The sequence below is a fragment of the Brevundimonas sp. TSRC1-1 genome, from assembly GCF_049898245.1.
Classification (GTDB): Bacteria; Pseudomonadota; Alphaproteobacteria; order Caulobacterales; family Caulobacteraceae; genus Brevundimonas; species Brevundimonas mediterranea_A.
Genome location: NZ_JAFCXI010000003.1, coordinates 487,385 through 499,178, shown reverse-complemented (window position 1 = coordinate 499,178; position 11,794 = coordinate 487,385). Strand labels below are relative to the sequence as shown.

The 11,794-nt window shown below is 63.8% G+C and carries 8 protein-coding genes; 3 read left to right on the top strand and 5 right to left on the bottom strand.

Annotation, left to right across the window (positions count from 1 at the left end):
- Complete coding sequence (locus tag ACP7CK_RS12405; protein ID WP_426026191.1) at positions 1–687, top strand: DUF1499 domain-containing protein; 687 nt, start codon at positions 1–3, stop codon at positions 685–687.
- Here ACP7CK_RS12405 and ACP7CK_RS12400 read toward each other — a convergent pair.
- On the bottom strand, positions 684–1,586 hold the full coding sequence (locus tag ACP7CK_RS12400; RefSeq protein ID WP_426026356.1) for an MBL fold metallo-hydrolase: 903 nt from the start codon (positions 1,584–1,586) through the stop codon (positions 684–686). The genes ACP7CK_RS12405 and ACP7CK_RS12400 overlap by 4 nt on opposite strands.
- A 550-nt stretch (positions 1,587–2,136) precedes the next feature.
- Here ACP7CK_RS12400 and ACP7CK_RS12395 point away from each other — a divergent pair.
- On the top strand, positions 2,137–5,313 hold the full coding sequence (locus tag ACP7CK_RS12395) for a TonB-dependent receptor (protein WP_426026190.1): 3,177 nt from the start codon (positions 2,137–2,139) through the stop codon (positions 5,311–5,313).
- A 134-nt stretch (positions 5,314–5,447) separates the two neighbouring features.
- A complete protein-coding gene (locus ACP7CK_RS12390; protein WP_426026188.1) occupies positions 5,448–6,032 on the top strand; it encodes a hypothetical protein in 585 nt (194 codons plus the stop codon).
- A gap of 45 nt (positions 6,033–6,077) precedes the next feature.
- Here ACP7CK_RS12390 and metH read toward each other — a convergent pair whose 3' ends face one another.
- Genes metH through ACP7CK_RS12370 form a run of 4 tightly spaced genes read right to left on the bottom strand, consistent with a single transcriptional unit; the run spans position 6,078 to position 11,766 of the window.
- Positions 6,078–8,744 (bottom strand): methionine synthase, encoded by a 2,667-nt coding sequence (metH, locus tag ACP7CK_RS12385; RefSeq protein WP_426026187.1) that lies wholly within the window; start codon positions 8,742–8,744, stop codon positions 6,078–6,080.
- Complete coding sequence (locus ACP7CK_RS12380) at positions 8,745–9,839, bottom strand: homocysteine S-methyltransferase family protein (protein WP_426026186.1); 1,095 nt, start codon at positions 9,837–9,839, stop codon at positions 8,745–8,747. It lies immediately after the preceding gene.
- The gene (metF, locus tag ACP7CK_RS12375) at positions 9,839–10,792 is read right to left on the bottom strand and encodes a methylenetetrahydrofolate reductase [NAD(P)H] (protein WP_426026355.1); all 954 of its coding nucleotides are present in this window, start codon (positions 10,790–10,792) and stop codon (positions 9,839–9,841) included. Before metF ends, ACP7CK_RS12380 begins: the two co-directional genes overlap by 1 nt.
- Positions 10,792–11,766 carry an ArsR/SmtB family transcription factor gene (locus tag ACP7CK_RS12370; protein WP_291754398.1) on the bottom strand — a complete coding sequence of 325 codons (975 nt, stop codon included), beginning with the start codon at positions 11,764–11,766 and terminating at the stop codon, positions 10,792–10,794. Before ACP7CK_RS12370 ends, metF begins: the two co-directional genes overlap by 1 nt.
- Positions 11,767–11,794: the final 28 nt, after the last annotated feature.

The following is an 11,794-nucleotide window of genomic DNA, read 5'->3' as shown; positions in this document are numbered from 1 at the left end:
ATGTCGTCGAAAAAGCCTGTCCCCGCCCTGATCCCGGGGTTGACCGCCCTGACGGCGGTCGCCCCGGTCCTGGTGGTCGCGGCCATGGCGGCGACCCTGTTCGGCGGCGTCGATCGAGCCGTCACCTATGACCTGATGACCTGGACCATGGCGCGAGGCCTGGCCTGGGTCGGGATGGCGGCGGCCCTGCTCGTGCTGGCCCTGGCGCTGCGAGACCTCGGCCGGCGCTGGATCTTCGCCGTCGTCGCCCTGGTCCTGGCCGGCGCGACCCTGGCGGTGTTTCTGCATCAGGGGCGGCGGCTGGCCCAGCCGTCCCCGCGCGACATCAGCACCAATGTGGCCGAACCCCCGGCCTACAGTCGCCTGTCGGCCCTGCATCCGGACGCCTCCGGCGTGACCGGCCCCGAATCCTGTTCGGCCGCCCGTTCGATCCCGACCCAGGTCCTGGCCCAGCAGGCCGTCTCGGCCCTGGTCGACGCCGGCTTCCCGATCGTCCGCGCCTCGACCTTCGAGGTCGAGGGCGTTCACGAAGGCGCCTGGTTCGGCTTCGCCTATGACGCCGTCGTCCGCATCCGCCCCGGCCGCACCGACATCCGCGTCGCCGCCCGCGACTCCCGCCCCGACGGCGGCGCGACCTGCCGCCTGATGAACAGGATCGTCACCGCCCTGGAAGAGGAGATCCGCTAGGCCAGGTCGAACACGGCCCTCAGGCCCGGCTCCGGTTCCGCCGTCGCCGCCCCGTCTTCCACCAGCTTGATCAGATGGGCCAGGACCGACAGGGACGCCGCAGGCCACAGCCGCTGATCCACCACCGCATAGAGCACCGGCACCATCTCCGCCACGCTCCGGTCCCCCGCCCGCAGCCGCGCCAGCACCTGGGACTCCCGCTCCAGCCGGTGCGCGCGATAGGCGGCCAGGAAGGGGGCGGGCTGCGTCACCGGCGCCCCGTGCGTCGGCCACAGCGTGGCGAAGTCCCGGGCGATCACCGCATCCAGGCTGGCCATGTAATCGCGCATGTTTCCGTCCGGGGGCGCCACCACCGTCGTCGCCCAACCCATGACGTGATCCCCGCTGAACAGGGCGTTTTCCTCCCTCAGCACGAAGGCCATGTGATTTGACGCATGGCCCGGCGTGAACATCGCCTCCATCGTCCAGCCGTCGCCCTCGATGATTTCGCCGCCCGTCAGAACCTGATCAGGCGCAAAGACCGCGTCCTCATCCTCGTCCAGTCCGCCCGAGGCGTGCGTCTCCTGCGCCGGCGGTCGGGCGGCCAGGATTACGGCGCCGGTCCGCTCGGCGAAGGGGCGGGCGAGGGGAGCGTGATCGCGGTGCGTATGGGTCACCAGCACGTGGCTGACCGTCCGCCCTTCGACCGCCGCCAGCAAGACCTCCAGATGCGCCGGGTCCAGCGGCCCCGGATCGATCACCGCGACCGCTGATCCCGCCTCGGGCGGTCCGACCACATAGGTCCCGGTTCCGGTGAAGGTGAACGGCCCCGGATTGTTCGCGATCACCCGCTGGATCAGGGGCGAAACCTGGTCGCGCCGTCCATAGGCGAAGCCGAACTCACGCACGAAGGGAATCATCACCGACCTGTTCGCATCTGGCGCGGGCCTTGCCTTAACTTCTTGGTAACCCTTGCCGGAGCGCCCGCCATGGCCCGATCAATCGCCTTCGCTGTCTCAAATCGGCTCCAGCCCATCGCGGCGGCCCTTCTCTGTCTCATGGCGACGCAGTTGATCGCCGCCTCCTGCACGCCGGAGCCGGCGCCGTATGCAAGTCGGGTGGTGGTGCAGCGGTAGAGGCATAACGAGGTTACGCCACACTGGATTGGGATTCATAACAATAATCCTCGTCCGAGCCTAACCGTAGTAAGATTGTGTCAATTTCGCCTCTCAAGTTGTAAATTGTCCCGCACTGTGACGCATACAGTCGAGCTTATGGCCTAATTGGGTCTAGCGCGACATCGTGTGGCCAAATTGCGACAGCTCGGCGACTAAAGGGTTACGGGGCTGTAATAGACGTAGCGTGCTCATCAATGCTGATTAAGGTCGATTCCAATCTGCGCGCATGGGGGCGTGGAGTTTATGCGGCAGCGTCAAGGGCGACGGCTGCTGCGTTTTGGAGGGCTTGATTTTGAAAATCCAAACCATTCGAGAGCGCCTGTTGGCGGGCACGATGATGGGCGGCTTCGCCCTCTTTGCGGCGGCCGCTCTGCCGGTGGCTGCAGTCATGATCGCACCGACCACCGCTTCCGCGCAGGACTACACAAGCGGTGTCCTCTCAGGGACCGTGTCGGATGCTTCGGGAGCGCCGGTGTCGGGCGCTGCCGTGGCTGCAACGTCGCCGCAGGGCACTGTTCGTACGGCCACTACAGGTGCCGACGGAACGTTTCGTATGCCCGCGTTGCCGGTTGGCGGCTATTCGATCACCATCACTCAACCTGGATACGAAACGCTCACACAACGTGCTGCAGTAAATCCGGGCAGTTCCTCATATGCTTTCACCCTGTCTTCGGAGGGCTCAGCTAGTGCGGCGGAGCTTGGGGATATTGTCGTGACGGCGCGACGTGTTCGCGACTTTAATGCAACTGATACGGGTCTAACTCTAGACGTTCAGGATTTTGCAGAAAAGGTGCCTACTGGACGCAGCATTAACGCAGTAACGCTGTTTACGCCGGGCACCAGCTCTCCCGACGCAACCATCAATGCAAGCTCTCGCCGTAATCAAAGCTTGGTTTCGGTTTCGGGTACTTCCGCCGCTGAGAGCGTGTATTACATTAACGGCTTAAACGTAACCGACCAGCGCACGTTTTTGGGATATGGTGAAGTTCCGTTCGATTTCATACAGACGATTGAAGTCAAGACCGGCGGCTACCAAGCGGAGTTTGGTCGGGGAACAGGTGGTGTCGTCAATATCGTCACGCGTTCTGGCTCCAACGAATTCACGGGCGGCTTAAGCGTTTTCCACACGCCGAATAGCCTTCGCGCGACGCGGGGTACTTCGTATCAGCAAGGTGGTAATAACTCCGCCGGACTGGAGGTATACAACCAGTACTCATATTCGCAGTTGACAGACTATACGGCCTACTTGGGTGGGCCGATAATCAAAGACCATCTGTTCTTCTTTGGTGCGTACAATGTCCGTGACGTTGAAAGCGAAGGGGCGCTCTCGAGGTCGTTCGCTTATAACTCCGGGACTGGCGCGATCACTCCGGGCTCGACGTATAGTCAAGGAATTTCGTCTTATGACGATCCGCGTTGGGCTCTGAAGCTCGACTTGGTGATAAATCCCAATCATCGGATCGAAGCGACATTCTTGAACGATGAGACGACGACCGAGAGCCAGACGCGGACTTATAGCGCGACCACGTCCCAGGGCCTGACGTCCGTCACGGATCCGCTATACTCAGATGCGGGCGGTCTCACGCAGATCTATAAGTATACGGGTGTGTTCACGGACTGGTTCACGCTGTCTGCGCTATACGGTAAGCTGGAAAACAGCCAGCTCGACTACGGTTCGCCAGTTGGTCTTCCCGGCGTGTATGATTACGCCCGCCCGGGTGGCCCGGGTTACGTTGGGGTCGGCCGGCAAGCTGGACCCTATGGTCTTGCAGGCGAAGACATTCGCGAAACCTATCGCGTTGATGGTGACTTCTACTTCAATCTGTTTGGCGAACACCATGTCCGGATTGGGTATGACCGTGAAGATCTGACGAGTTCGGCGAACAGCGCCTACTCCGGTGGTGCCCTGTACAACGTTCTAACTGCGGCGCAGTGCGACGGTATCGCGCCCACTGGGCAGGGCTGTTTGAACGTAGTCACGTTTGCCAACAATGGCACGTTCACAGGGGAACAGTCAGCTTTCTACGTTCAAGACTCGTGGGATTTGGCGAGCAACTTCAGCTTACAGCTTGGCGTTCGAAACGACCGCTATACTTACAACAATGTTGATGGTGAATCTTACATCGATATTAAGGATCAGTGGGCTCCGCGCATTGGTTTTAACTGGGATCCATTCGATACCGGTTCGGATCGGATTTACGGATCGGTGGGCGATTACTATCTCCCGATTGCTACCAACACGTCGATTCGCGCGTCTTCAGGTGAGATTTACACCGACGCCTATTACGCCGGTCCGACGAGGGATGCCTCTGGTAACGTGGTCTTAGACGCCAATGGTTACCCGACCTTCGGTGCGCTGTATCAGCTTGATTATCTCAGCCCTCCTGGAGCGCCGGACCCGCGCTCTGTGACGGAAGCTGATCTGAAGCCGATGTATGAGCGTGAGTTTATTCTGGGGTACGAGCATAGCTTTGACTCTGGAATGTTAGCCGATTGGTCGGTTGGTGTACGGGGTATCTACCGTAACCTCGAAAGTACAATCGAGGACACTGCAATAGGCGACGCTGTCGTCCGTTATTGCGTGCGCAATAATATCGCTTGCGGTCAATCGGGACCTGGCGACTCTGATTTTGCTTCACTCTTCCCTTACGTTCTGATCAATCCGGGCGATGCGGCAACGGTTTACATCGACCTTCAAGGCGACACTCGCACTGATGCAGCTGGCAATCCGAACCCAAGCTACAATCCGCAGACGGTTGAGCTAACTGCTGAAGATCTTGGTTTTGATGAGGTTGAACGGACTTACCAGGCATTGGAGTTCACGTTCCGTCGTGAGTATGACGGCAAGTGGGGATTGGCGGGTTCGTATACACTCGCGAAATCTGAGGGGAACTATGAGGGTGCTGTTAAGTCGGATATCGGCCAGACCGATACATCGCTGACTCAAGACTACGACCACGTTGCCAATCAACTTGGATCTTTCGGGTATCTGCCTAATCACCGGGCTCACACTTTCAAGGTGTATGGTAACTGGTCGCCGGTCGAGCGCTTCAACGTGGGCGCCAACTTCACTGCACAGTCTGGCCGTAAATATGGTTGCATTGGGCGGGTGCCGCTGGCCGTCGATCCGCTTGCGCCGCAGTCGGGTGGACCTTCGGGCTGGTATTGCCCGTTCGGTCCGAACAACAGCTCGATCCAAACGCCTCGGGGCTCCCAAGGTGAAACGCCTTGGACCTATCAAATGGACCTGAACTTGACCTACACGGTCGCGGAAACGAATTACGGCAAGTTGAGCGCATCGGTGGACGTGTTCAATGTGTTTGACAATGACGAGACAACTCGTGTTGTTGAACAAGGCCTGATCCGTACGTCTGGCAATGTCCTAACTGCTCGTTCGCCCTATTATGGGCTGCCGAGAAGTTATCAATCTCCGCGCTCGCTCCGCTTGGGCCTGCGCTATCAGTTCTGATCTAAGTTGGATTAGAGGGTTACGGGGCGGCGGATTTCTATCCGCCGCCCTTTTTTATGCGCCGCACTGGCGCCATCTTGAGGGTGGAGCGTTACAGCCTTGCTGGGCTGGACACCCTCACGACTAGGAATGCAATGCTGAAATTCGCCGCCGTCGCGCTTGCCGTGACCCATTCGCTATCGACCACAGCCGTCACCCAGGATCAGGACGGCCCCATCGTCACCGGCGCGCGCTCGGCCGAGACCGCCGACGCCCTGAAGGTGCGCGAGGCGATGGCCTATGCCCGGCCGCTGCCGCGCGGGGCGCCGACGCAGGATTATCCGCTGGTGGCCTGGTGCGACGCCCTGGTCACGGGCCATGCCGATCTTGGCGAGAGCCTGACCGATCATTCGCCGGAAGATCTCGAACTGGTGCGTCTTGGTCGTCTGGAGGCGCAGGATTTCCGCAGCGCCCTGGCCGCCGCAGAACCGCGTCAGACCGCCGCGACCAAGGCCGCTGCGCAGCAAGCCGCCGCGTCCGCCAAGGCCCAGTGGGCTGCGCTGCTGGCCACGCAAGACGAGGCGGCGCGCAGCCAGTCGTTCGGTCTGTTCTATGGCCTGCCGGGCCGGTGTGAACACGCCGCGCGCCGCATCCGCGCCAATATCACCACCCCGCCGGCGACCCTGGCCGATGTGGGCCTGACCGAGACGGGTGCGCCGGCGACAGCCGCGCCGAACTGATCAGGGCAAACCTCAAGACGTCTAGACGGCGGCCTGAGCCTCGGCTCAGGCCGCCGTTTCGCGTTTCGCGGCGTAGGGGTCGTAGTTGAGGATGGGGGCCAGCCAGCGTTCGCAGGTGGCGACGTCCCAGCCCTTGCGGCGGGCGTAGTCCTCGACCTGATCGCGGTCGATCTTGCCGACGCCGAAATAGTGGCTGCCCGGATGGCCGAAATAGAGGCCCGAGACCGAGGCGGGGGGCGTCATGGCGAAGCTTTCGGTCAGGGCCATGCCGGCGTTGGTTTCGGCCTGAAGCAGGCGGAACAGGGTGGCCTTTTCCGTGTGGTCGGGCTGGGCCGGATAGCCGGGGGCGGGGCGGATGCCCTGATATTGTTCAGTGATCAGGTCGTCGATGTCGGTCGCCTCGTCGGCGGCGTAGCCCCAGAGTTGGGTGCGGACTTCCTTGTGCAGCCGCTCGGCGAAGGCCTCGGCCAGGCGGTCGGCCAGGGCGGTGGCGAGGATGGCGGAATAGTCGTCGCCGGCGTCCTTGAACCGTTTGGCGATTTCCAGTTCGCCATGGCCGGCGGTGACGGCGAAGGCGCCGATATAGTCGTCGCCCTCCTCGGCGATGAAGTCGGACAGGGCCAGGTTCGGCTTGCCGTTCGACTTCTTGATCTGCTGGCGCAGGGTGTGGAACCGGGCGATCTCGGCGTCCCGGCCCTCGTCGGCGAAGACGATGACGTCGTCGCCGTCGGCGCGGGCGGGCCAGAAGCCGACCACGCCCTTGGCCGTGAACCATTTCTCGTCGATGACCCGCTTCAGCATGAGCTTGGCGTCCTCGAACAGGTCGCGCGCAGCCTCGCCGACGATCTCGTCCTCCAGGATCAGCGGATAGCGGCCGATCAGCTCCCAACTGGCGAAGAAGGGGGTCCAGTCGATGTGGTCGGCGAGGTCCTGCAGGTCCCAGGCGTCGAAGGCCTTCACCCCAATGAAGGACGGCTTGCCGGGCAGGGGCTGGGTCGGGTCGATGCGGAAACGGTTCTCGCGCGCCTGAGACAGGGTGGCGCGGGCCTTGACCTCCTGGCCGCGCGCATACTGCTCGCGGATGCGGATGTACTCGTCGCGGGTGGCGGCCTCGTTCTTGGCGCGTTCGGTCTTGGACAGCAGGCCCGAGACAACGCTGACGGCGCGCGAGGCGTCGACGACATAGGTGGTCGAGCCTCGGCGATAGGCCGGTTCGATCTTGACCGCCGTATGGGTCCGGCTGGTGGTGGCGCCGCCGATCAGCAGGGGAATGTCGAAGCCGCGACGTTCCATCTCGGCGGCGACGAAGACCATCTCGTCCAGCGACGGGGTGATCAGGCCGGACAGGCCGATGATGTCCACCTTGTGCTCGACGGCGGCGTCCAGGATCCGGTCGGCCGGGACCATGACGCCCAGGTCGATGACCTCGTAGTTGTTACATTGCAGCACGACGCCGACGATGTTCTTGCCGATGTCGTGGACGTCGCCCTTGACCGTGGCCATCAGGATCCGGCCCGCCTGTTCGCGCGGCTTGCCGGCCTTTTCAGCCTCCATATAGGGTTCCAGCCAGGCCACGGCCTGCTTCATCACCCGGGCGGACTTGACCACCTGGGGCAGGAACATCTTGCCCGAGCCGAACAGGTCGCCGACCACGTTCATCCCGTCCATCAGCGGACCTTCGATGACGTGCAGCGGCCGTTTGACGCTCAGGCGGGCCTCCTCGGTGTCGGCCTCGATGAACTCGGTGATGCCATGGACCAGGGCGTGTTCGATCCGCTTGCCGACCGGCTGGTCGCGCCATTTCAGATCGACGACGCGGGCCTGACCCTTTTCGCCCTTGTAGCGAGGGGCCATGTCGACCAGCCGCTCGGTGTTCGAGACATTGGTCCGCTGGGGCCGGTTCAGGATGACGTCCTCGACCGCCTCGCGCAGCTCGGGGTCGATGTCGTCATAGACGGGCAGGTCGCCGGCGTTGACGATGCCCATGTCCATGCCGGCGTTGATGGCATGGTACAGGAAGACGCTGTGGATGGCGCGGCGCACCGGTTCGTTGCCGCGGAAGCTGAACGAGACGTTCGACACCCCGCCGCTGATGCGGGCGTAGGGCAGGGCAGCCTTGATGACCTTCACCGCCTCGATGAAGTCGACGGCGTAGTTGTCGTGCTCCTCGATCCCCGTCGCCACGGCGAAGATATTGGGGTCGAAGATGATGTCCTCGGGCGGGAAGCCGACATCGTTGACCAGGATGTTGTAGGCGCGGGTGCAGATCTCGATCTTGCGGGCGGCCGTGTCGGCCTGGCCCACCTCGTCGAAGGCCATGACCACGACGGCGGCGCCATAGCGCAGACAGGCGACGGCCTGTTCGCGGAACTTGGCCTCGCCTTCTTTCATGCTGATCGAGTTGACGATGGGCTTGCCCTGGACGCACTTCAGGCCCGCCTCGATCACCTCCCATTTGGAGCTGTCGATCATCACCGGCACGCGGGCGATGTCGGGTTCGGCCGCGATCAGGTTGAGGAAGGTCCGCATGGCGACAGCGCCGTCCAGCAGGCCCTCGTCCATGTTGATGTCGATGATCTGGGCCCCGGCCTCGACCTGCTGGCGGGCGACGTCGAGCGCGGCGGAATAGTCGCCTTCGACCACCAGCTTGCGGAATTTGGCCGAGCCGGTGACGTTGGTCCGTTCGCCGACGTTGATGAAGGTGGGACGCACTTACGCTACCAGTTCAAAAGGTTCGAGGCCGCTTAGGCGCAAGGCCACCGGGCGTTCCGGGATCGCGCGCGGCTTCAGCGGCGCGACCTCTTGGGCGACGTGCTTGATGTGGTCCGGCGTCGTGCCGCAGCAGCCGCCGACGATGTTGACCAGGCCGGAGGCGGCCCATTCCTCGATGAAGTGGGCGGTCTCGTGCGGCTCCTCGTCGTACTGGCCCATGGCGTTGGGCAGGCCGGCGTTGGGGTAGGCGGCGACCAGGGTGTCGGCGACGCGGCTCAGTTCGGCGATGAAGGGCCGCATCAGGTCGGCGCCCAGGGCGCAGTTGAAGCCGATGGCGAAGGGCTTGGCGTGACGGACGCTGTTCCAGAAGGCTTCCGCCGTCTGGCCCGACAGGGTGCGGCCCGACCGGTCGGTGATGGTGCCGCTGATCCAGATGGGCAGGGCGTCCATGCCCTCGTCCTCCAGGTCCTTGATGGCCTTGATCGCCGCCTTGCAGTTCAGCGTGTCGGTGATGGTCTCGATCAGATAGAGATCGACGCCGCCCGCGTTCAGCGCCTTCACCTGATGGCGATAGGCCTCATAGACCTGGTCGAAGGTCACGCTGCGGGCGCCGGGGTCGTTCACGTCGGACGACATGGACAGCATCTTGTTCAGCGGGCCGATGGAGCCGGCGGCGAAGCGCGGCTTGTGCGGCTCCTTTTCCGTCCAGCGGTCGGCGGCGGCGCGGGCCAGTTTGGCGCCTTCCAGATTGATGTCCCACACCGCCTGGGCGTCCAGGGCGTAGTCCTCCTGGGCGATGGTGGTGCCGGAGAAGGTGTTGGTCTCGGAGATGTCGGCGCCGGCGGCGTAATACTGGTCGTGCAGGTCCGAGATGATGTCCGGGCGGGTGATGCAGAGGATGTCGTTGTTCCCCTTCATCTGCTGCGCCTCGTCATAGCCGTTGGCGGCGACGAACCTGTCGGCGCGGAAGTCGGCTTCGGAGAGGCCCCGACGCTGGATCATCACGCCCCAGCTCCCGTCGAGAACGAGGATGCGTTCCTTGGCCGCCGCATGCAGGGCGGCGATGCGCTCGGCGCGGGTGAGGGGAGAGGTCATCAGGCGGCCGCCTTGGTTTCACGCACGCCCAGCACGCGGCAGATCGCATAGACCAGATCGGCGCGGTTCAGGGTGTAGAAGTGGAAGTCGGAGAAGCCTTCTTCGTGCAGGCGGGCGCAGGTTTCTGCGGCGACGGAGGCGGCGAGCAGTCGGCGGGTTTCGGGATCGTCGTCCAGTCCGTCGAAATGGGCCTTCAGCCAGTCGGGGATGCTGGTCCCGCAGGCGCCGCACATGCGGGTCAGGCCGGCGAAGTTGGACACGGGCATGACGCCGGGGATCAGCGGAATGGTGACGCCCGCCGCCCGCACCCGGTCGCGGAAGCGCAGGAAGGCGTCGATGTCGAAGAAGAACTGGCTGACGGCGCGGGTGGCGCCGGCGTCCACCTTGGCCTTCAGCACATCGATGTCGTGGTCGATGGAGGGGCTTTCGGGGTGTTTTTCGGGATAGGCGCCCACCGTGACGTCGAAACCGCCGACGCGGCTGATGGCGGCGGTCAGTTCGGTGGCGTTGGCGTAGCCGTCTGCGCGGGGCTGGTAGACGCCGCCGATGCCGCCGCCGCCGGGCGGGTCGCCGCGCAGGGCCACGATGTGATCGACGCCGATGCTCTTGTAGCCGGCGATGACCTCGTCGACCTCGTCGCGGCTGGCCTCGACGCAGGTCAGGTGGGCGGCGGGACGCAGCGAGGTCTCGGCGATGATGCGCTGGACGGTGCGGTGGGTGCGTTCGCGGGTCGAGCCGCCGGCCCCATAGGTGACGGAGACGAAGGCCGGATTCAGCGGCTCAAGGCGGCGGATCGCCGTCCACAGATTGGCTTCGGCCTCGTCGGTCTTGGGCGGGAAGAATTCGAAGGAGACGCGCACGGCGTCGTGGTTCGAGCCGGCGCGGGCGACCGGACCCAGCGGCGACAGCAGCAGGGCGCGGGCTTCGGCGAGATTGGTGGAGGACGCGGCCATCATGCGGTCTTTCTGGCCTGGGCCAAGGATGCGTTGACGGGACGTTCCGCCGTCCAGATCGTCACGGTCAGGCCCTCATTGTCGGGCGGCAGGGCGATCGGCGGGGAGGGCGTCAGACCGCTGTCGGTCAGCCAGCCGTTGATTTCGTGGTCGGCGAAGCCCAGGCGGCGATGCTGATGCGCCTCGCGCATATGTTCGAAATCATGGGGCGCGAAATCGACGATCACCAGCCGACCGCCGGGGCAGACCAGGCGCGCGGCCTCGGCCACGGCGGCGAAGGGGTCGGCCAGATAGTGCAGCACCTGATGCACGATCACCAGATCGGCGCTGGCGGCGGGCAGGCGGGTGGCGAAGATGTCGCCGTGGCGCAGTTCGACCTTGTTCAGCCCGGCCTTGGAGACATTGGCGCGGGCGATGTTGAGCATGTTCTGGCTCAGATCCAGCCCGACCGACATCTTGGCCTTCTTGCCGAACAGGGTCAGCATGCGGCCGGAGCCGGTGCCCAGATCGACGACCCGCTTGAACGGGCCCGGGCCGACGGCCTTTTCCAGGGCGGCCTCGACGGCGGCTTCGCTGACGTAGAGGGAGCGAAGACGGTCCCATTGCGGGGCGATCTGTTCGAAATAGCTTTCGGCCGCCTGTTCGCGATCCTTGCGAACCTCGTCCAGGCGACGATGGTCCGCCTCCCCGGCGTCGTCGGCGAGGATGTCCAGAACAGTGTCGATCAACCGGCGGGCGTGGGCGTCGTGGGACAGGCGATAATAGACGCGGGCGCCGTCGGGGAATCGTTCGATCAGGCCGGCGTCGGTCATCAGTTTCAGATGGCGTGAGACGCGCGGCTGGCTCTGGTCGAGGATGCGCGACATCTCCATGACCGAAAGCTCCTCGCCGGCCAGCAGCGACAGGATGCGCAGACGGGTCGGCTCGCCGGCGGCGCGCAGGGCTTCGACAGTCTGGTCGGCGGTAAGACTCATGAGATCATATAAGGATATCCTTATATGA